This window comes from Proluteimonas luteida (genome assembly GCF_021191695.1).
Lineage (GTDB): Bacteria > Pseudomonadota > Gammaproteobacteria > Xanthomonadales > Xanthomonadaceae > Luteimonas > Luteimonas luteida.
Window position 1 is genome coordinate 22,939 of the sequence record NZ_JAIWPT010000005.1, and the last position, 20,838, is coordinate 43,776.

The window sequence follows — 20,838 nt, forward strand, 5'->3', positions numbered from 1 at the left end:
GCGCCCATCCCACAGCCGAAGGAGATCCCCATGCATACACGCCGCAGCTTCCTGTCCGCCGCCGCGCTCGGCGCCGCGACCCTGGCCGCCGCGCCGCTGCTCGCCCGGGCCCAGACCGCGCCGGGCGATGTCCTGCCGACCCTCGGCACGCCGGATCGCCGTCCACTGCCGGTCAATCCGCAGGGCGGGCCGCGCTTCCGGCCGGCCTCGCGCCTGGGCCTCGGCGGCGCGCCGCTGGGCAACAACTTCGCGCCGGTCGCCGAGGCCGATGCACAGGCCACGCTGCAGGCGGCATGGGATGCGGGCGTGCGCATGTTCGACACCTCGCCATGGTACGGACTGGGCCTGAGCGAACGCCGCTTCGGGCATTTCCTCGCCCAGCAGAACCGCGACGACTACGTGATCTCGACCAAGACCGGGCGCCTGCTGACCGCGACGAAGCAGCCGCCGGAGACCAACTGGAAGAATCCCTCGCCGTTCGACTACCGCTACGACTACAGCGCCGCCGGCACCCGCCGTTCGGTCGAGGACAGCCTGCAGCGCCTCGGCATCGACGCGATCGACATCGTGCTGGTCCACGACCTGTCGCCGGACAACGGCGACATGGGCGAGCGCTGGACCGAATACTTCGAGCAGGCGCGCACCGGCGCCTTCGTCGAGCTGGCGAAGATGCGCGACGAAGGCCTGATCAAGGCCTGGGGCCTGGGCGTGAACACGCCCGATCCGGCGCTGCGCGCGATCGAGGTCGCCGATCCGGACATCTTCCTGCTGGCCTGCCAGTACTCGCTGCTCGACCACCAGCGCACGCTCGACGACACGTTCCCGAAGCTCGCCGCCAGGGACATCTCGGTCATCGTCGGCTCGCCGCTGCTGGCGGGCTTCCTGGTCGGCCGCGACCGCTATCTGTACGGCGGCCGGCCGGTGCCGCCGGGCGCGGCGGAGAAGCGCGAGCAGGCCGGGCGCATCGCCGCCGCGCATGGCATCGACCTGCGCACCGCCGCGCTGCAGTTCGCCGCCGCGCCCGAGGTGGTCTCGGCGATCATCCCCGGCGCCCGCAATGCCGCGCAGACCACCGCCAACGCCGCGTCGATGACGGTCGCAATCCCGCCCGCGTTCTGGGACGCGCTGCGCGAGGCCGGGATCATCGCCGCCAATGCACCGGTGCCTGCGCCGGTGTAGCGGCACGCCGCGGCGGCGTCGGGCTGAATCGACACGGGGCATCGCGTGCCGCTGCGCGGGTTTTCACCTGCATCGCACCCGCGTGTCCCTATCGTTGTCGACACGGGTCCCCTTGCGGCCCGCTCGCCGCCGCAGCGACGAACAGACGAACAGCGGAGAACGCCCATGCCACGGACGCGCGAGCCCGGCCCACCGCCGGATCAGCCGCCAGACGAACAGTTCCGGCAGGAGCTGCAGTCTCCCCAGGATGGAGCCGCTGGCGCGCAGGATGCCGTGCTCGATGCATTCCACGCCACGTTCCAGCAGGCGCCGTACTACTCGACGGGCCGGCTGTGGGACGACTACGCGCCCGCCTATCGCTATGGCCTGGAAAGCTTCCTGCGGCACTCGGGCCAGCGCTTCGAGGCGGTGCAGGCGGAGTTGGCGAACAACTGGCGCAGTGCACGCGGCGCGTCGCGGCTCGGCTGGGTGGAAGCGCGGGGCGCGGTCGAGGATGCCTGGCGCAGCGCCGAGGCCGCGTCGCGGCAGCGCGGCGACGACGGCGGGCAGCAGGTCGGTTGAGAGGCCGGATTGTCGTTCGTCCGCCCGCTGCGGCCGCGGGTACGCTCGCCACGGTTCGCTCGACCCTCGCCCCCGGGCACCGCGGCGCGCGCCCGCGGCGCGTTAAACTGGCGGTCTTTGCGGCGCCGCCGCCGAAGGATTGCAGATGAGCGACAGCGACCGCCGCCACGGCGTCGACCGGGTGCAGGCCGAGGAGGCGGTGCGCACGCTGCTGCGCTGGTCCGGCGAGGATCCGGCCCGCGAAGGCCTGCTGGACACGCCACGTCGCGTCGTCGAGGCCTACACCGAGTGGTTCAGCGGCTACGAGGTGGATGCCGACGCCTATCTGGCGCGCACGTTCGAGGAGGTCGCCGGCTACGACGAGATGATCGTGCTGCGCGACATCGAGTACGAAAGCCATTGCGAGCATCACATGGCGCCGATCATCGGCAAGGTGCACGTGGGCTACCTGCCGCGCGGCAAGGTCGTGGGCATCAGCAAGCTGGCGCGCGTGGTCGAGGCCTACGCGAAGCGCTTCCAGGTCCAGGAGAAGATGACCGCGCAGATCGCTGGCTGCATCCAGCGCGCGCTGTCGCCGCTGGGCGTGGGCGTGGTGGTCGAGGGCGCGCACGAATGCATGACCACGCGCGGCGTGCACAAGCGCGGCGTCAGCATGATCACCTCGACGATGCTGGGCAGTTTCCGCGAGGACGCGCGCACCCGCGCCGAGTTCCTGCGCTTCATCGAAGTGGGCGGCCCGCGCCGCTGACGCCACGCCCGTGTCCATCGCTTCCGACCGCTGCCCCTGCGGCCTGCCGCAAGCCTATGCCGACTGCTGCGGCCGCTACCATGCGGGCGAGGCCGCGCCCGACGCCGAGGCGCTGATGCGCTCGCGCTACAGCGCGTACGTGCGCCGCGATGCCGGCCATCTGCTGGCCAGCTGGCATTCCTCGACCCGGCCGGCGGCGCTCGATCTCGACGACGGCGCGCAGCCGGTGTGGCTGGGCCTGAAGGTCGAATCGCACCGCCGCACCGGCGACGACAGCGCCGAGGTCGTGTTCGTCGCCCGCTACCGGATCGGCGGTGGCAGCGTGGTGCGCATGCGCGAGCACAGCCGGTTCCTGCGCGAGGACGGCCGCTGGCGCTACCTGGACGCGGTCGAACCGGCCGCCTGAGCCGCTGGTCCGTGCCGTGCGCCGTTCGGGGATCAGCGCGCCGAATAGCCGCCGTCGATGAGGTGGTAGCTGCCGTTGACGAAAGCGGCCTGTTCCGACAGCAGGAAACAGGTCAGTGCCGCGACCTCCTCCGAGGTGCCCAGACGGCCGGCCGGGTGCAGCGCGACCAGCCCGCGGTGCGCCTCGGCGTCCATGTGCGACAGCAGCGGCGTGTCGATGAAGCCGGGGCCGACCGCGTTGATGCGCAGGCCCTTCGCGGCGTATTCCAGCGCCGCGGTCTTGGTCATGCCCAGCAGCGCGTGCTTGGCGGCGACATAGGCGATGGACCCGGCCCAGCCGTTGCTGCCGAGGATCGAGCTCATGTTGACGATCGCGCCGCCGCCCGCGGCGAGGATCGCGGGGATCTCCAGGCGCATCGAATGGAACACGCCGCCGAGGTTGACGTCGATGACCCGCTGCCATTCCTCCGGCGGGTATTCGGCGGTCGGGTGGCTGGCGCCACCGATGCCGGCATTGTTGACCGCCAGGTGCAGCGCGCCGAACGCGTCGACCGCATCATCGACCATCGCCGCGACCGCGGCCGGGTCGGCGATGTCGACGGTGAACGCGCGCGCATTGGCGCCGATGCTGTCGGCGACCGCGCGCGCGCCGTCGCCGTTGGCATCGGCCACCAGCACGCGCGCGCCGCCCGCGGCCAGCTGCCGGGCCACCGCCTCGCCGATGCCCGATGCCGCGCCGGTGACGAGGGCGGCCTTGCCGCTGAAGTCGAATGTCATCGCGATGCTCCTGTGCCGGCGCCGGGTGCGCCTGTCGCTGTCCACTATCGCCGCATCGGCGGCGGCGTACATTGATCGCGGTCAACCGGCGGCGCGCGATAGCGCGACCTGCACGCCGCGCCGGTCTACCATCGTGGCCCCGCGGCGCGCCCGCAGCGACAGGAGCACCGGACATGGCCCCAGCGATTCCCCGCCGACCGCGCACCCGCGCCGATGCAGGCCGCATGCTGGCCGCCGCGGTGCTGCTGGCCGCGCTGCCGGGCGCCGCGATGTCCGCTTCCGGCGCAGCGGCGCCGACGCCAGCCGCCACGCAGCAGGCGCCCACCGCGCAACAGCTCGCCGGTTTTCGCCAGTGCCTGGCCGGGATCCGGCCGCAGGCGCTGGCACAGGGCGTGTCCGGTACCGGCTTCGACCGTTTCACCGCCGGCCTGCAGCCGGACATGAGCGTGCTGCCGCTGCTCGATTCGCAGCCGGAATTCACCACGCCGCTGTGGGACTACCTCGCCGGGCTGGTCGACGAGCAGCGGGTCGAGGACGGCCGCGCGCGGCTGGCCGAGCACCGCGACCTGCTGGCGCGGGTCGCCGCGCAGTACGGCGTCGATGCCGAGACCGTGGTCGCGGTCTGGGGCGTGGAAAGCGACTACGGCCGCGTGTTCGGCAAGCGGCCGCTGCTGGTGTCGCTGGCGACGCTGGCCTGCAACGGGCGCCGGCAGCCGTTCTTCCGCGGCGAGTTCATCGCCACGCTGCAGTTGCTCGACGGCGGCGACCTGCGCGACCCGGGCATCGCCGGGTCCTGGGCCGGCGCGTTCGGGCATACCCAGTTCATGCCGACCACCTACGCACGCATCGCCGTGGACTTCGACGGCGACGGCCGTCGCGACCTGGTCGACAGCATCCCCGACGCGCTGGCATCGACCGCCAACTACCTCAAGCGTGCCGGCTGGCAGACCGGTGCGCCCTGGGGCTACGAGGTCAGGCTGCCGGCGGGTTTCGACCTGTCGCAGGCCGGGCGCGGCAAGCGCCGTGCGCTGTCGGACTGGGTCGCACGCGGCGTGACCCGGGTCGACGGCGGCGCGCTGCCCGCCGGCGACCGGCAGGCGGCGATCCTGGTGCCGACGGGGCGCGACGGCCCCGCGTTCGTGGCGTTCCGCAACTACGACGCGATCTACTCCTACAACGCCGCCGAGAGCTACGCGCTGGCGATCGCGCTGCTCGCCGACCGCCTGCGCGGCGGCGCCGGCCTGGTCGCGAGCTGGCCGACCGACGACCCCGGCCTGTCGCGCATCCAGCGCCGCGAACTGCAGACCCTGCTGCTGGCGCGCGGCCACGACATCGGCGAGGTCGACGGCATGATCGGCAGCAACACCCGGCGTGCGATCCAGGCCGAACAGCGCCGCCTCGGGCTGACGCCGGACGATGGCCGCGCCGGGATGCGCATCCTGCGCGCGCTGCGGGAAGCAGGGGCGGGAACCGGTCAATCGCCGCTGCGGGAGTAGCGTCCCGACAATTTCGCGCCGACGCCGCATGGCGCAACCCGCGAGGGCCGCGCACCGCGATTGCGTTTCAGTCGCCGTTGCGTCGATAGCGTCCCGACAGTTCCGCACCGATGCCGCACAGCGCGACCCGTGAGGGCCGCGCACCGCGATTGCGTTTCAGTTGTCGTTGCGTCGATAGCGTCCCGACAGTTCCGCACCGACGCCGCACAGCGCGACCCGTGAGGGCCGCGCATCGCGATAGCGTTTCAGTTGTCGTTGCGTCGATAGCGTCCCGACAATTCCGCGCCGATGCCGCACAGCGCGAAATCGGTGGCGACATCGGCAAGCTCGCCGTCCAGCGCGACCGTGACGGTGGCCGGCTGCCGGTCGAGGTCGGCCTGGCTGACCGACATCAGTTCTCCGTCGAACGGCACCACCGCCGCGTCGATGCGGCCGTCGCGCAACGTGCCGCGTGCCTGGATCTCGCAGTCGGCCGCCGCTGCCGCACCGTCGCCCGCGGCGCTGCCGCCATGCAGCGAGACGCGCCAGTATCCCGCGCCCTCGTCCACCAGGGTCAGGGTGCCCTGGTGCGTGTCCGCCATGCGGTAGCGGCCGGCGGGCGACGGTGCGGCAACGTCGGTGCGGACATCGTCCGGCGCCGCCGCCGCGGCAATGGGCGTGGCGGCCGGCGGCTCGGCGTTGCAGGCGCAGAGCGCCAGTGCCAGGCAGGCACCGGCGAGCAGGGCGGGAGGGCGCATGCGGATGACCCGGTCGGAGGTGGCCGCAGAGCATGCGCCGGCGCGCGTCGTCCCTGCGTCAGCGGCCATCGAGCATGGCATGGGCGTCGGCGCGTTCGTCCACGAAGCGCTGGGCGACGCCGGCCTGGACGTTCGCCGAGGAACCGCTGAAGTAGACCAGGTTGCCGTCGGCATTGCGGCGGCCGCGTTCGTCGTAGACGGCGTCGATCAGCGCACGGTCGTAGGCCACGCCGTCGTCCGGCGTGAGGCCGCCCGCCTCGACGTTGGCGATCGCGCGGGTGATCACGTTGCTGTTCGGACCATGCTGCACGGCGGTCGACCAGACCACGTCCTGCACCGCGGGCGAGCGCGTCGACAGGTCCACGCCGGCGCTGCCCTCCACATGGGCGACCTGCACGTCGTAATGGGTGCGCTGGATGAAGTCGTGCTGGGCTTCCGCGAACGCCTCCGGCTCGCGCGCGGCGATCCCGCGCCAGGCGTCGCTGAATGCCGCGGTGCCGGGGGCCGCATCGCCGAACTCGGCGGCCCAGCGGCTGCCTTCGTTGGCCAGGAATTCCTGTGGGCGGCCCATGTTGGTCGCCAGCTGGTAGCTGCCGTAGGAGACGCCGCCGAGATCGCCGTTGCCGGTCGACACCGTGCCCGGCCCGCGGCCACCGGTTTCGTACTGTTCCGACAGGCCGCCGGGCACGTGGTCGCCGTCGCCGCGCACCGGCGGCGCCGCGTCGACGTCGGGCGCCGGATCGACCGGCGACGGCGGGGTGGCCGGCGGCGTCGCGCCCGTCGACCCCGGCAGCACGATGGTCTGGCCGACATGGATCAGGTCCGGATTGCGGATCCCCGGATTCGCGGCCAGCAGCGCCTGCACGGTCGTGCCGTTGGCGGTCGCGATGCCCGACAGCGTATCGCCGGACCGCACGCTCACGCTGTCGCGTGCCGGCAAGGCCAGCGCATCGCCCGGATACAGCACGTCCGGATTGCGCACCTGCGGATTGAGCGCGAGCAGGCTCTGCACATCGGTGCCGTTGCGCCGGGCGATGGCCGACAGGGTGTCGCCGCGTTCGACCGAGTAGCTGCCGCCGGACCGGGCGGCGGTGTCGGCCTGGCCGGCCTGGCGCGGATCGGAAGCGGCGGACAGGGATGCAATCGAGCTCATGGCGGCACCTGGCGCGTGCAGGAAGGAGGCCTCGAGTCTCCCGCGCGCCGCCGATGCGATCATTCCGGGCTGACCCTAGGCCGGCGCACGCAGGGCCTGAACTGTGACGGGTCGCACGGGCCGGTCGCGGCGACCTCGGGTCTGCACCAGCTGTGCGCGGACATCGCCGCTGCCTAGAGTGGTCCGCACAGGTTTCCGAGCGACGAGGTGTGTCATGAGCGATGGCAGTGGTGGTGTCGGCGGCGCCGGCAATGACGGGGGCAGCAGCGCTGCGGACGCCGCATCCGCAGCTGCCGACGCGATCGGCAGCGCGGTCGACGCGGCGGTCGATGCGCTGAGCGACGCGATCAGCAGTGCGCTCGGCGCCGCCACCGACGCGCTGGGGCTCGACAGTGCGCTCGACGGGCTGGCCAATGCGCTGGGCATCGATGCCAAGGACCTGCAGGGGATCGTCGGTGCAGCCGTTGTCGGCGCCCTGACCGGTGGCCTGCCCGGCGCGGTGATGGGCGTCGTCAACGGCCTCACCGGCGGCAGCCTGGCCGATGCCGCGCGCAGCGCGGTCGCCGACAACCTGCCGGCGGCGATGCAGCCGCTGGCCAATCTGGCGATCGACCAGTTCGCCGGCCGCGTACCCGGCGCGGCAACCTCGGTGCAGGACGCGCTGTCGAGCTTCGCCGCCGGCGCGCTGACCAACGGCCGTGCGCCGGATATCGCCGACATCGGCGCGATCGCGCGCTCGCTGACCGATGTGCAGGCGGCGGCACGGGGGCTGGTCGACGGCGTCACCCGCGGCGATTTCGGCACCGCCGCCGAGGCCGCGGCCGCACTCGACCGCGGCCTGGGCACCGGACTGGGGCAGGCGGCCGGCATCGCCCGCGACGTTGCCGGCGCACTGGCGCAGGGCGGCCAGGCCTATGCCGGCGGCGGTCATGGCGAGTTCGGCAACGCGGTCGAGCAACTGGCCGTCGACGTCACCCGCCTGTTCGCATCACGCTAGCGCGTTTCCCGATCGAATCGCTTCGATGACGGTGCCGTGCCTCGCGCAGCGCGGGGGCATGGTGACTCTGGTTCCGGCGGCGGCAAAGACACCTGGCCGACGTGCTCGCGCCGGTGGTGCATCCCGGGACCGGTGCTGTCACGATGACAGCCCACCGCAGGCCACCTGCCCACGACAGGATTTCCCGATGATCCGCGTCTCCACGCTGTCCGCGCTGGCCCTGGTCGCCGCGCTTGCCGGCTGTCATTCGGCCGAGTACCGCGACACCAACGCCGCCGTCGATGCCAACCCGCTGTGCGCCAGCCGGCCGGACCAGCCCGGCGAGCCGGTGTCCCGCGACTGCGAGCGCGTCCGCGAAGGCCGCATCAGCAGCGAGCGCAGCAGCCAGCCGATCGATTTCCGGCCGCGCCGCGACGACTGACCGCCGCCGCGGGCTGGCGCTCGACCCGCGCGTTGCGACCGGGTCGCGGCGCGGATGCGAAGGCGGATCCTTCGCCTTGCGCCGGATGACCGGTCCCCGCGGCTGACGGGGATGCGGGGATGCCGGAACCGAGTGGCGGCGATATCAGCCGCAGCGGAATCCGGTGATCCTGCCGTCGGCATCGAGATCGATGTTCAGCCGGTCTTCGCGGAAGTCCATCGTCGCCATGTCGGTGGGGCCGAGCGCGCGGAACTGCTTCGCACCGCTGTCCTGCATCGCCCGGGTATAAATCTCCTCGCTGCCGGTCTGGCCGATCAGGCCCTGCACCGCTTCGGTGTCGCACGGCGTCGCCGAGTCGCCGCTGGAGGCGGCCGGCAACGCGGGGCTGTCGCCGCCGATCTCGGCATGGCTGGCGTCGGTCTCGATCGCGGTGCCGGCACCGGTGTCGGCGTCCGCCGCGGTCTCGGCGGGGGCTTCCTCCTCGAAGCCTTCGTCGCCCGGCGTGCAGGCGCCCAGGCCGAGCATGGTGACGAACGTCGCGGCGATCAGCGCCTGCGGCAGCGGACGGTGGTTGCGTCGGGACATCGCATTCTCCTGGGGGTTGCGTGCATCACTGTAGCCAATCGCGGGCGCATGGCGCCAGTTGCGGCATCATTCGGGTCCACGACGAAGGAACCCCCGATGACACGACCGGCCCGATCCCTGCTGCATGCCTGCCTGCTGACGCTCGCCGTATCGGCCTGTACCCCATCCGCGACCGGCCTGGCGCGGGATTCCGCAGCGACTGCGATCCCCGGCGGCGGCATTTCCGCCGACAACCTGGCGCGGCACCTGTCGGTGCTGGCGTCCGACGCGTTCGAGGGCCGCGCGCCGACCACCGAGGGCGAACGCCGTACGGTCGCCTACATCAGCGGGGAATTCGCGAAGGCCGGGCTGCAGCCGGCCGGCGACGACGGCGGCTGGACCCAGGCGGTGACGCTGGAGCGCAGCACGATCGTCGGTCCGGTGCGCGCGCAGCTGCATGTCGGCGGCGCCTCGCGCGCGCTGGCCAACGGCGACGACATTGCGGTGGAGACCCTGCATCCGGACGGCAGCGTCGACCTGCGCGGCGCGGAACTGGTGTTCGCCGGCTACGGCATCACCGCGCCCGAACTGGACTGGGACGACTACGCCGGGCTCGACGTCGCCGGCAAGGTCGTCGTGGTGCTGATCAACGACCCGGACTTCGAGACCGCGCCGGGCCGCTTCGGCGGGCGCGCGCTGACCTGGTACGGCCGCTGGACCTACAAGTACGAGGAGGCCGCGCGCCGCGGCGCCGCCGGCGTGCTGATCGTGCACGAGACCGCGCCCGCGGCGTATCCGTGGGCGACGGTGCGCAACGGCCGCGCCGGCCCGCAGTACGACATCGTGCGGGCCGATGCCGGACGCCACCACCTGCCGATGCGCGGCTGGATGCAGCGTCATGTCGCCGAGCAGCTGTTCCGCGACGCCGGCCGCGACTTCGAGGCCGAGAAGACTCGCGCGCAACAGGCCGGTTTCCGCGGCGAGGTCATCGACGGGGCGACGCTGGACGTCGCCTTCGCAGTCGAGCGCGACCGCATCACCACCCACAACGTGCTCGGCGTGCTGCCGGGCGCGTCGCGTCCGGACGAGACCGTGATCCTGTCGGGGCACTGGGACAGTTTCGGCATCGGCACTGCCGGCGAGGACGGCGACGCCATCATCAACGGCGCGGTCGACAATGCCACCGCGGTCGCGTCGCTGATCGAGCTGGCGCGGGTGTTCGCCGCCGGCGAGCGTCCGGCGCGCAGCCTGCTGTTCATCGCCCTGACCGCCGAGGAGAACGGCCTGCTTGGCGCCACCTACTACGCCGCCAATCCGCTGCGGCCGCTGGAGACCACCGCCGGGGTGCTGAACATGGAAATGTGGAGCCCGGACGGCGAGACGCGCGACATCTCGTCGTGGGGCGTGGGCCGGGTCTCGCTGGAGCGCGACCTCGTGGCGGCTGCCGCCGTCGATGGCCGGACCTATTCGCCGGATCCGAATCTCGAGGCCGGGTTCTTCTACCGCGCCGACCATTTCGCGTTCGCGCAGGCCGGCGTCCCCGCGATCACCATCGGCCCGGGCATGGACCAGCTCGACGGTGGCGTCGAAGGCGGCCGGGCCGCGCGCGCCGACTACTTCGCGCACCGCTACCACCAGCCCGGCGACGCGTTCGACGCCAGTTGGGACATGGCCGGCCCGACGGCGGATACGCGCACCGTCTACCGGCTGGCCGCCGCGCTCGCCGACGGCGACGGCTGGCCGCGCTGGGACGACGACAGCGAGTTCCACGCCCGCCGCGCCGCCAGCGATGCGGTCCGCGGCGCCGATTGAGCAACGTCGGGGCAACGTCCCCGACGCCCGGCCGAACCGGGGCGGCCGTCGCCTCCGGGCATCGATGAACAACCAAAGAAAAGCCGCCCGCTCGGGGAAGCGGACGGCAAGAGCCACAGTCGGAGAGAGAGTGCGCCCGTCAGGACGCGGGACTGGGCGGTGGGACGGTGTCGTCGTTCTCGAACTCGGGTACCTCTTCGAATTCGGACGCGTCGCCGACGGTGTCGTCGACCACGGGGGGCGTCGTCTCGGGTGGCGACGCCGGATCGGTCGGATCGATCGGCGGCTGCTCGGGATCGGTTGGCGGCAGCGCCGGATCGATGGGCGGCTGCTCAGGCGGCTGCGCCGGCTCGTCGTAGATGGGATCGGCGGCTGGCGGCGCGGTATCCGCAGGCGGATCGACCGGGGTCACGTCGGGCGGCGGCGGATCGTTGCCGCACGCGGTAAAGGCCAGCGCCACGGCGGCGACCAGGGGGAGTGCCATGCGTTGCATCAGAATCTCCTCGTCTGTCGTGTCGTTTGTGTGCGCCGCCAGTCTCGATGCGCGGATGTAAGCGGCATGTCGTTTTTCCGCTAGTTGCATCGCAACTTCTCCGCATCGCCGCCGCGCGCGCCGGTTCCGGTTCAGCGGACGGTCTGCCGCATGAAGACCGCGGCGGGCCGGCGCGATGTGCAGCACCAGCGCCGTTGCGGCGTCACGGACACGCGCCGCTGAATGCGTGCAACGCCACGGCGCCGTCACGCGGCCTGTCCAAGCATGGCGCCATGACACGACATCCGCCTGTGCACACGGCCGCGCGCGGCCCCGAACTCGCGGCGCGCGTCGCCTCGCTGCGGACCCGCTTCGATGCCGTGCGTGCGCGTACCCGCGCGCTGGCCGCGCCGATCGGCGCCGAGGACGCGATGGTCCAGAGCATGGACGACGCCAGCCCGGCGAAGTGGCATCTCGCGCACACCACCTGGTTCTTCGAGCGTTTCGCGCTGATGGCCGGATCCGGCTGCCGGGCCGTGGATCCGCAGTGGGATTTCCTGTTCAACAGCTACTACGAGAGCGTCGGGCCGATGCACGCGCGGCCGCGGCGCGGCCTGCTGTCGCGGCCGACGCTGGCGCAGGTGCTGGACTATCGCGACGTCGTCGACGACCGCATGCGGGCCTGGCTCGACGGACCGACGCCGCCTGCCGACCTGCTCGACATCGTCGAACTCGGCCTGCAGCACGAGCAGCAGCACCAGGAACTGCTGCTGACCGACATCAAGCATGCGTTCTGGTCGAATCCGCTGGCGCCGGCCTACCGGGCGGACCTGCCGGAAACGCCGGCAATCCCGGAAACAGGTACCTCCGGCGCGGGCATGCGCTGGATCGAACGCGACGAGGCCATCGTCCGGATCGGGGCCGCGCCGTGGCCGCAGGCGGCCGCGTTCGCCTACGACAACGAATCGCCCCGGCATCGCGCGCTGGTGACCGCGCATGCGCTGGCCAGCCGGCCGGTCAGCAACCGCGAGTATCGCGACTTCGTCGACGACGGCGGCTACCGCACCGCGGCACTGTGGCTCAGCGCCGGCTGGGACACCGTGCAGCGGCGGCAATGGACGCATCCGCTGTACTGGGACGACGACCACGCGCGCGAGTTCACCCTGGGAGGCTGGCGCACACTGCAGCCCGACGCGCCGGTGTGCCACCTGAGCCATTTCGAGGCCGATGCGTTCGCGCGCTGGGCCGGCGCGCGGCTGCCGACGGAAATGGAATGGGAACAGGCGGCGACCGGGCTCGCGGTCGCCGGCAATTTCGCCGACGACGGCCGCCTGCATCCGCACGCCGGCGACGGGGCCGGCCTGCGGCAGATGTTCGGCGATGTCTGGGAGTGGACGTCCAGCGCGTACACCGCGTATCCGGGGTTCCGGCCGTGGCCCGGATCGCTGGGCGAATACAACGGCAAGTTCATGTGCGGGCAGTGGGTGCTGCGCGGCGGCAGCTGCGCGACGCCGCGCACCCACATGCGCGCCAGCTACCGCAATTTCTTTCCCTCCGATGCGCGCTGGCAGTTCGCCGGCCTGCGCCTGGCGCGGGACCCGGCATGAGTGCCGCCACCGCGCGCGCCGAGGCCGCGCTGACCGACCTGCAGCCGCGGCCCGACGACATCCTCGCCGACGCCATCGCCGGCCTGTCGCGCAGTCCGAAACAGCTGCCGTCGAAGTACTTCTACGACGACCGCGGTTCGCAGCTGTTCGAGGCGATCACCCGGCAGCCCGAGTACTACCTCACCCGCACCGAGCTGGCATTGCTGGAGGCACGCATGCCGGCGATCGCGCGCGCGGTCGGCAGCGGCGCGCACGTGGTCGAGTTCGGCAGCGGCAGCGGGCGCAAGACCGAGCTGCTGCTCGAGGGGCTGGACGCGCCGGTCGCCTACACCCCGATCGAGATCTCGCGCAGCATGCTGCTGCACAGCGTGGCGCGGCTGGCGCCGTTGTTCCCGGCGATCGAGATGCTGCCGGTGTGCGCCGACTTCACCCGGCCGGTGCCGCTGCCGGTGGCGGCCCGCAGCGCGCGGCGCACGCTGGTGTTCTTTCCTGGCTCGACGCTGGGCAACTTCGCCCACGGCGATGCGGTGCGGCTGCTGGCGTCGATGCGGCGCACGATGGGCGCGGACGGCCGCGCGCTGGTCGGCATCGATCTCGACAAGGACCCGGCGCGGATCGAGGCCGCCTACAACGACCGTGCCGGCGTCACCGCCGCGTTCACGCTGAACCTGCTGGCCCGGCTCAACCGCGAGATCGGCAGCGACTTCGACCTCGGCGGCTTCCATCACCGCGCGGTATACGTGCCCGCGCGCATGCGCATCGAGACCACCCTGGTCAGCGACCGCGCCCAGACCGTGCATGTCGGCGGCCATGCCTTCGATTTCGCCGCCGGCGAGGCGATGCTGGTCGAGTACAGCTGCAAGTACAGCGACGCCGCGTTCGCCGCGCTGGCCGGCGAAGCGGGCCTGGCGGTCGACGAACGCTGGAACGACGCCGACGACCTGTTCGGCCTGCGCCTGCTGCGGCCGGCCTGAGAACACGCGCGGCACCGGAACTGGCATGCTCGCGCGACGACCTGCCAACCGAGTGCCGTCTCATGCGCCGCCTGTTGCCCGTACTGCTCGCCGGACTGCTGCTGTGGCCGGTCTCCGCGCTCGCCGCCGATCCGCCGGACAAGGCCGCAGTGGCGGCCTATGCCGCGCGTCTGATGGAGACCGCGTATCCCGCCGATGGTGCCGGCGCGGCGGTGCTGGTCGCGCGTGGCGACGAGGTGCTGGTGCGCGACGCGCGCGGCCGCGCCAGCCTCGAACTCGACGTGCCGCTGTCCGCCGCGCAGGTGTTCCGGCTCGGCTCGGTGACCAAGCAGATCGCCGCCGCCGGCGTGCTGAAGCTGGCCCAGGACGGCAGGCTGTCGCTCGATGATCCGCTGACCCGGTTCGTGCCGGACTATCCGGACGGCGAGCGGATCAGCGTGCGCATGCTGCTCGACCACACCTCGGGCATCCGCAGCTACACCGCAATCCCCGGCGTCATGGACGGGCCGATCCAGCGCGACCTCGACACCGTGCAGCTCATCGACACCTTCAAGGACGAGCCGCCGGACTTCGCGCCGGGCGCCGGCTACCGCTACAACAATTCCGGCTACGTGCTGGTCGGCGCGGTGATCGAGGCGGCCAGCGGACAGGCGTGGCACGACTACCTGCGGCAGGCCTTCTTCGAACCGCTGGGCATGGCCCGGACCGGCTACGGGCTGGAGTCGGCCGCGGTGATCCCCGGCCACGTGCGCGGCTATACCGGCGATGCGGATGCGCCGGCCGTCGCCCGCTACCTGAGCATGACCCAGCCGCACGCGGCCGGCGCGCTGGTGTCCAGCGTCGACGACCTGCTGCGCTGGAACCGCGCGCTGCACCACGGCCGGGTGCTCGACGCCGCGCACTACCGGGCGATGACCACGCCCGCCGGCAAGGCGGCAGAGGAAGGCCACTACGGCTTCGGCATCGTCGTCGGCACGCTGCGCGGCCAGCGGCTGCTGGAACACGGCGGCGGCATCTTCGGCTTCGCCACCCACCTGATGTACCTGCCCGGCAGCGGCCTGACCGTGGCCGTGCTGCAGAACACCGACAATCCGCGGCCGGGGCTCGCCCCCGGTGAAGTGGCACGGCGCCTGGCCGCGTTCGCGCTCGGCGCGCCATATCCCGACCCGGTCGCGGCCGATGTCGACCCCGCGCTGCTGCAGTCGGCCGAGGGGGTCTACCGCATCGACGCGGAGACCACGCGGGTGCTGCGCGTGGTCGACGGCCGGCTGACCTCGCAGCGCAGCGGCGGCCGGCGCTTCGACCTGGTGCCGGCCGCGCCCGACGACTACGTGTTCGCGGACAGCCTGGCGCGACTGTGGATCGAGCGCGACGCGGCGGGCGCGGTCACCGGCATGCGCTTCTCCGCCGACGGCGACGGGGACGGCGAGCCGGTGCCGCGCACGGACGAACCGCTGCCCGACGAACGCGCGCGCGTGGACCTGCCGGCCGAGGCGCTGGCGCGGGTGACGGGGACCTATGCGCACGACGCCTTGACGCTGCGGGTGTTCCTCGACGACGGCCGCCTGCACGCGCAGCTGTCCGGGCAGCCGCCGCTGGCGTTGCATGCCGAATCGGCGGCCCGCTTCCATCCCGCGGAGGTCGAGGCGACGCTGGTGTTCGCGCCCGACGACGGCGCGGCGCAGCAGGTCACGCTGCTGCAGGGCGGACAGGAACTGGTGTTCGCGCGGCAGCCCGACTGAGAGGCTGGGCGTCGGACGCCGGTCGCACGCCTGACGCGGCCGCCGCCGGGCGCCATCGAAGGCCCGGCAACGGACCCGCCGCGGGTCCGATCCGTTCCGGTCGCCGCTTGCGCGGTCCGCGGTCTCGCGAGCCGGACCCGCGCCACTGCAGGCAGGTCAGGCCGCACGAGGTCAGGCTGCACAAGATCAGGCCGCACAAGATCACGCCGCATCCGTGACGCCCGTGGGCGCTCGGCACCGGGATTGCGTTGCAGTTCATCCAGCAGGCGCGGACGGCGTTAGGGTCCGGGGCACCTTCCTCCATGGAGGCGCCGACATGCTTCGTTTCCCGAATGCCGTCGCGACCATCCTCATGCTGTGCCTCGCCGTGCCGGCGACCGTCATTGCCGCCGAAGGCGCCGGCGCCACGCCCGCTGCCGGGGCCGCCGCCGCCGAACCCGACTTCAGCCAGCCCGGCCCGCACGCGGTCGAGGTGCTGCGCGAGGCCGGCTGCTGCGACAGCGGCGGCCATCCGTTCGATCTCTACCTGCCTGCGGCCGACGACGGCGCCGCGCGGCTGCCGCTGCTGGCCTTCGGCGTCGGCACCTGGGCGTCGCCGAAGAAGTACGACCACCTGCTGCGGCACATCGCGTCGTGGGGATTCGTGGTGATCGTCAGCCACGACAACAGCGCCGCCGACGGCCAGTCGCTGCTGGATGCGGTCGACCATGCGCTGCGCGCCGATGCCGACCCCGCCAGTCCGCTGGCCGGTCGCATCGACGCGCAGCGCATCGGCGTCGCCGGCCACTCGCAGGGCGCCGGCGGCGCGATGAACGCGCTGATGGCGATGGACGGGCAACTGCGCACCGCGGTCGCGGTCAACCTGCCGGGCCAGCAGCTGTGCCGGCCGGGCGACTGCGAGCGCATCCCGCTCGACATGCCCGACGGCACCAGCGTGCTGCTGCTCACCGGCACCCGCGACGGCATTGCGCCGCCGCTGCAGGATGCGCCGACCGACCCGCCGTACCAGTCGGTGCGCGCCTACTACGATGCGGTGCCGGCCGGACGCGTCAAGGCGATGGGCGCGCTGGTCGATGCCGACCACAACGACATCCAGGGCCAGCCCGGCTGCGGATGGTTCTCGCCCGGCTGCCGGCATGGTGTGTCCGGCTATCTCGGTCCGCTGACGGCGTGGCTGGCCTGGCAGCTGCGCGGCGATGCGGCGGCGGGCAGCGCGTATTTCGCCGCCGGATGCGGCCGCCTGTTCCGCGACGAGGCGTGGACCGCGGCGGCCAGCGACACCGGCCTGGCCTGCGCCGGCCGCTGACGCGGCGGCGCCGGGCCAGCGCAGAACACGAACCGTCCGGTCCGTAGCGGTTGGCCGATCCGCTGCGGATCCTTAGGCCGCCTCGACCTGCACCACCCGCAGCGGATTGCGCCACTCGCGCAGCAGTTCGGCCTCGCGCGCCTTCGCCGCGTGCAGCTGCGCTTCCTTGACGTGGCCGTAGCCGCGGATGTGTTCCGGCACGCTGGCGATCTCGGCGGCGAGGTCGACGTTGCCGGCATCCAGCGTGTCGAGCAGGCCGGTGACGGTCGCCTCGTACCCGTCGATCAGGCGGCGCTCCATCTTCCGCTCCGCGGTGTAGCCGAAGATGTCGAACATGCCGCCGCGCAGGAACTTCAGCTTCGCCAGTACGCCGAAGGCCCTGAACATCCACGGCCCGTACTCGCGCTTGACCAGCTCGCCCCTGTCGTTGCGCTTCGCCAGCAGCGGCGGCGCGAGGTGGAAGTGGACGCGGTAGTCGCCCTCGAACTGCTGTTCGAGCCTGCGGCGGAAATCGCCGCTGGTGTACAGCCGCGCCACCTCGTACTCGTCCTTGTAGGCCATCAGCTTGAACAGGTAGCGCGCGGCGGCTTCCGACAGCGCGGTCGAGCCGGGAGCGCGGCGCTGCTCGGCATCGCGCACCCGGGCGACGAAGTCGGTGTAGCGCCTGGCGTACGCGGCGTCCTGGTAGTCGGTCAGGAATGCGGCGCGGCGCGCTACCAGTTCGTCGAGCGAGCGCGACAGGCGCGCGTCGTCGAGCGGCAGGAAGGCGATGGGGGCGCCGGGGCCGGCCGTCGTCCCATCGTCCGCGGTGCGGGCGAGGGACATCGGCGGGCGGCCGTCGGCCGCCTGTTCCGGCTTGGGCGCGGACGTCGCGCCCCATTCGCTGGTTTCCCATCCTCCCGGCGGCAGCACGGGAAGTTCGTGGACGGTGCGTTCGGCGGCGGTCGGCGCGTTGCGCACCAGGCCCGCGGCGGCATCGACCGCATCCGGATCGACGGCGGCCAGGCGACCCCAGGCGAAGGCGGTCTTGTTCATCTCGACCGCGGCGCCGTTGAGCTCGACCGCGCGCATCAGCGCCTCCAGCGAGACCGGCACGAGGCCGCGCTGCCAGGCGTAGCCGAGGATGAAGAGGTTGGCCGCGATCGCGTCGCCCATCAGCGCGGTCGCGAGCCGGGTGGCATCGATCTGCAGCGGCGCGTTGCCGCCGAGCGCATGCCGGATCGCGGCGACGATGTCCGCGGCCGGGAACTGCATGTCCGGTCGCGTGGTGAACGTGCCGGGCATCGCCTCGTAGGTGTTGAGCACGACCTGCGAGCGGTCGCCGCGGATCTTCGACAGCGTCCAGTAGTCGTTGACCACGACCATGTCGCAGCCGAGCACCAGGTCCGCCTCGCCGGCGGCGATGCGCACCGCGTGGATGTCCGACGGCGCGCGCGCGATGCGGATGTGCGTGGTCACCGCGCCGCCCTTCTGGGCCAGGCCGGTCTGGTCGAGCACGGTCGCGCCGCGGCCCTCCAGGTGCCCGGCCATGCCGAGCAGCGCGCCGATCGTGACCACGCCGGTGCCGCCGACGCCGGTGATCAGGATGTTCCAGGGTTGCGACAGGTCGCTGGCGAACGTCGGCTGCGGCAGGTCGGCGAGCTTCTCCGCAGCCGACACTTTCCTGCCCTTGCGCAGGCTGCCGCCGTGCACGGTGACGAAGCTCGGGCAGAAGCCCTCGACGCAGGAATAGTCCTTGTTGCAGTTGCTCTGGTCGATCTCGCGCTTGCGACCGAACTCGGTCTCCTTGGGCAGCACCGACACGCAGAACGACTTCCTGCCGCAGTCGCCGCAGCCTTCGCAGACCAGCGTGTTGATCATCACGCGCTTGGCCGGGTCCGGCAGCTTGCCGCGCTTGCGGCGCCGGCGCTTCTCGGTCGCGCAGGTCTGGTCGAAGATCAGCACGCTGGTGCCCCTGACCTCGCGCAGCCGCTTCTGCACCGCGTCGAGCTCGCGGCGGTCGAAGAACTCGACGCCGGACGGGAACAGCTCGCGCCTGGACCACTTGCCGATGTTGTCGCTGACCAGTGCGATGACGTCGACGCCCTCGCTGCGCACCTGGTGCGCGATCTGCGGCACCGTCAGCGTGCCGTCGACCGGCTGGCCGCCGGTCATCGCGACCGCGTCGTTGTAGAGGATCTTGTAGGTGATGTTGACGCCGGCCGCGACCGCCTGGCGGATCGCCAGCGAGCCGCTGTGGAAATAGGTGCCGTCGCCGAGGTTCTGGAACACGTGCGGGGTATCGGTGAACGCCGCCTGCCCGCACCAGGTCACGCCTTCGCCGCCCATCTGGGTGAAGGTGTCGGTGCTGCGGTCCATCCACGTGACCATGTAGTGGCAGCCGATGCCGGCGAGCGCGCGCGAGCCTTCCGGCACCGTGGTCGAGGTGTTGTGCGGGCAGCCGGAGCAGTAGTGCGGCACGCGCGGGAACTGCGCGCGCGGCAGCGCGAGCTCGCCCTCCTTGGCCTCCATCCAGCGCAGCACCTCGTGGATGCGGCGGGCCTGGTCGCCGTCGCCCGGCAGGAAGCGCAGCAGGCGCCGCGCGATCACGCCGGCGATCGTCGCCGGGGTCAGCTCTCCGGTGCTCGGCAGGATCCATTCGCCGGACTCGTCGTACTTGCCGACGATGCTCGGGCGTCCGCCCCCTTCGAGGCGGAAGTCGAAGTTGTAGAACAGCTCCTTCATCTGCCCCTCGATGAAGCCGTGCTTTTCCTCGACCACGAGGATGTCCTGCAGGCCGCGCGCGAAGGCGCGGATGCCGACCGGCTCCAGCGGCCAGGTCATGCCGACCTTGTAGAGGCGGATGCCGAGCGCGCGGCAGGTCGCCTCGTCGAGACCGAGGTACTCAAGTGCGGTCAGCACGTCGAGATAACTCTTGCCGGTGGTGACGATGCCCAGGCGCGCGCCGGGCGTGTCGAGCACCATCCGGTCGATGCCGTTCGCGCGCGCGAAGGCCTGCGCGGCCTTGACCGCGTAGCGGTGCAGGCGCATCTCCTGGTCCAGCGGCGGATCCGGCCAGCGGATGTTGAGCCCGCCCGCGGGCATCTCGAAGTCGTCCGGGGTGACGATCCGCAGGCCGAACGGGTCGACGTCGACCGACATCGACGATTCCACCGTCTCGGCGATCGTCTTGAAGCCGACCCAGCGTCCGGTGTAGCGCGACATCGCCCAGCCGAGCAGGCCCAGGTCGAGGATGTCCTGGACCCCGGCGGGGTTGAGGATCGGCATCATCGCGCTGGTGAACTCGCCCTCGCTGCCGTGCGGCAGCGTCGAGCTGCGGCAGGCATGGTCGTCGGCCGCCAGCGCCAGCACGCCGCCGAACTTGCCGGTGCCCGCCGCATTGCCATGCTTGAACACGTCGCCGCAGCGGTCCACGCCCGGGCCCTTGCCGTACCACATGGCATAGACGCCATCGACGTTCGCGCCGGGGAACAGGTTGGTCTGCTGCGTGCCCCAGACCATCGTCGCGCCGAGGTCCTCGTTGAGGCCCGGCTGGAACTTGACGTTGGCCTCGGCCAGGTACTTTTTCGCCCGCCACAGCTCCAGGTCGAAGCCACCCAGCGGCGAGCCGCGGTAGCCCGAGATGAAGCCGCCGGTGTTCAGGCCCGCGGCGGCGTCGCGCAACCGCTGCATCAGCGGCAGCCGCACCAGCGCCTGCACGCCGGACAGGTAGATCCGGCCCTCGGTGCGGGTGTACTTGTGCTCGAGCGTGTAGTCGGGATCGCTGACGCCGTGGGTCAGGCCGGTATCGGCCGAGGCGGGCGAGGACAGTTCGGCGGTGCTGGTCATGTCGATCGGACTCTGGCTTGCGACCACCGGTCGCTGGCGGGCCACGGCACAAGCGCCGG

18 protein-coding genes are annotated in these 20,838 nt (G+C 72.1%); 12 read left to right on the plus strand and 6 right to left on the minus strand.

Features of this window, described 5'->3' with window-relative positions:
• Positions 1–30 precede the first annotated feature (30 nt).
• The 4 genes from LDO26_RS06050 to LDO26_RS06065 all read left to right on the plus strand — a co-directional run bounded on the left by LDO26_RS06050 (position 31) and on the right by LDO26_RS06065 (position 2,894).
• Positions 31–1,179 (plus strand): aldo/keto reductase, encoded by a 1,149-nt coding sequence (locus tag LDO26_RS06050; protein ID WP_232130180.1) that lies wholly within the window; start codon positions 31–33, stop codon positions 1,177–1,179.
• Positions 1,180–1,344: 165 nt separating this feature from the next.
• Positions 1,345–1,740: a hypothetical protein gene (locus LDO26_RS06055; RefSeq protein WP_232130181.1), complete on the plus strand. Its 396-nt coding sequence runs from the start codon at positions 1,345–1,347 to the stop codon at positions 1,738–1,740.
• A 145-nt stretch (positions 1,741–1,885) separates the two neighbouring features.
• Positions 1,886–2,488 carry a GTP cyclohydrolase I FolE gene (folE, locus tag LDO26_RS06060; protein WP_232130182.1) on the plus strand — a complete coding sequence of 201 codons (603 nt, stop codon included), beginning with the start codon at positions 1,886–1,888 and terminating at the stop codon, positions 2,486–2,488.
• 10 nt (positions 2,489–2,498) lie between these two features.
• The gene (locus LDO26_RS06065) at positions 2,499–2,894 is read left to right on the plus strand and encodes a YchJ family metal-binding protein (protein ID WP_232130183.1); all 396 of its coding nucleotides are present in this window, start codon (positions 2,499–2,501) and stop codon (positions 2,892–2,894) included.
• Positions 2,895–2,926: 32 nt separating this feature from the next.
• On the opposite strand, the gene LDO26_RS06070 is transcribed toward LDO26_RS06065, so the two are convergent.
• Complete coding sequence (locus tag LDO26_RS06070) at positions 2,927–3,670, minus strand: SDR family NAD(P)-dependent oxidoreductase (protein WP_232130184.1); 744 nt, start codon at positions 3,668–3,670, stop codon at positions 2,927–2,929.
• Between the two features lie 245 nt (positions 3,671–3,915).
• Between LDO26_RS06070 and LDO26_RS06075 the strand changes: the two genes are divergently transcribed.
• The gene (locus LDO26_RS06075) at positions 3,916–5,166 is read left to right on the plus strand and encodes a lytic murein transglycosylase (protein ID WP_435594049.1); all 1,251 of its coding nucleotides are present in this window, start codon (positions 3,916–3,918) and stop codon (positions 5,164–5,166) included.
• Between the two features lie 245 nt (positions 5,167–5,411).
• Here LDO26_RS06075 and LDO26_RS06080 read toward each other — a convergent pair whose 3' ends face one another.
• On the minus strand, positions 5,412–5,903 hold the full coding sequence (locus tag LDO26_RS06080; RefSeq protein ID WP_232130186.1) for a hypothetical protein: 492 nt from the start codon (positions 5,901–5,903) through the stop codon (positions 5,412–5,414).
• Between the two features lie 58 nt (positions 5,904–5,961).
• Positions 5,962–7,056, minus strand: a complete 1,095-nt coding sequence (locus LDO26_RS06085; RefSeq protein WP_232130187.1) for a LysM peptidoglycan-binding domain-containing protein — start codon at positions 7,054–7,056, stop codon at positions 5,962–5,964.
• A 214-nt stretch (positions 7,057–7,270) separates the two neighbouring features.
• Between LDO26_RS06085 and LDO26_RS06090 the strand changes: the two genes are divergently transcribed.
• On the plus strand, positions 7,271–8,053 hold the full coding sequence (locus LDO26_RS06090; RefSeq protein ID WP_232130188.1) for a hypothetical protein: 783 nt from the start codon (positions 7,271–7,273) through the stop codon (positions 8,051–8,053).
• A 187-nt stretch (positions 8,054–8,240) separates the two neighbouring features.
• On the plus strand, positions 8,241–8,474 hold the full coding sequence (locus LDO26_RS06095) for a hypothetical protein (RefSeq protein WP_232130189.1): 234 nt from the start codon (positions 8,241–8,243) through the stop codon (positions 8,472–8,474).
• Positions 8,475–8,618: 144 nt separating this feature from the next.
• On the opposite strand, the gene LDO26_RS06100 is transcribed toward LDO26_RS06095, so the two are convergent.
• A complete protein-coding gene (locus tag LDO26_RS06100; protein ID WP_232130190.1) occupies positions 8,619–9,059 on the minus strand; it encodes an I78 family peptidase inhibitor in 441 nt (146 codons plus the stop codon).
• A gap of 96 nt (positions 9,060–9,155) precedes the next feature.
• Here LDO26_RS06100 and LDO26_RS06105 point away from each other — a divergent pair, with 96 nt between their 5' ends.
• Positions 9,156–10,850 carry a M28 family metallopeptidase gene (locus tag LDO26_RS06105; protein WP_232130191.1) on the plus strand — a complete coding sequence of 565 codons (1,695 nt, stop codon included), beginning with the start codon at positions 9,156–9,158 and terminating at the stop codon, positions 10,848–10,850.
• A 139-nt stretch (positions 10,851–10,989) separates the two neighbouring features.
• On the opposite strand, the gene LDO26_RS06110 is transcribed toward LDO26_RS06105, so the two are convergent.
• Positions 10,990–11,433, minus strand: coding sequence for a hypothetical protein (locus LDO26_RS06110; RefSeq protein WP_232130192.1), 444 nt, complete (start codon positions 11,431–11,433; stop codon positions 10,990–10,992).
• A gap of 182 nt (positions 11,434–11,615) precedes the next feature.
• Here LDO26_RS06110 and egtB point away from each other — a divergent pair, with 182 nt between their 5' ends.
• The 4 genes from egtB (at position 11,616) to LDO26_RS06130 (ending at position 16,951) form a co-directional block, all read left to right on the plus strand.
• Positions 11,616–12,929, plus strand: a complete 1,314-nt coding sequence (egtB, locus tag LDO26_RS06115; RefSeq protein ID WP_232130193.1) for an ergothioneine biosynthesis protein EgtB — start codon at positions 11,616–11,618, stop codon at positions 12,927–12,929.
• Positions 12,926–13,903, plus strand: a complete 978-nt coding sequence (gene egtD, locus LDO26_RS06120) for an L-histidine N(alpha)-methyltransferase (protein ID WP_232130194.1) — start codon at positions 12,926–12,928, stop codon at positions 13,901–13,903. Before egtB ends, egtD begins: the two co-directional genes overlap by 4 nt.
• A 62-nt stretch (positions 13,904–13,965) precedes the next feature.
• Entirely contained in the window at positions 13,966–15,645 is a 1,680-nt protein-coding gene (locus LDO26_RS06125) for a serine hydrolase domain-containing protein (RefSeq protein WP_232130195.1), read from the plus strand.
• Between the two features lie 316 nt (positions 15,646–15,961).
• Entirely contained in the window at positions 15,962–16,951 is a 990-nt protein-coding gene (locus tag LDO26_RS06130; RefSeq protein WP_232130196.1) for a poly(ethylene terephthalate) hydrolase family protein, read from the plus strand.
• A 72-nt stretch (positions 16,952–17,023) separates the two neighbouring features.
• Here the strand turns inward: LDO26_RS06130 and LDO26_RS06135 are convergent, their stop codons facing one another.
• The gene (locus tag LDO26_RS06135) at positions 17,024–20,779 is read right to left on the minus strand and encodes an indolepyruvate ferredoxin oxidoreductase family protein (RefSeq protein ID WP_232130197.1); all 3,756 of its coding nucleotides are present in this window, start codon (positions 20,777–20,779) and stop codon (positions 17,024–17,026) included.
• Positions 20,780–20,838: the final 59 nt, after the last annotated feature.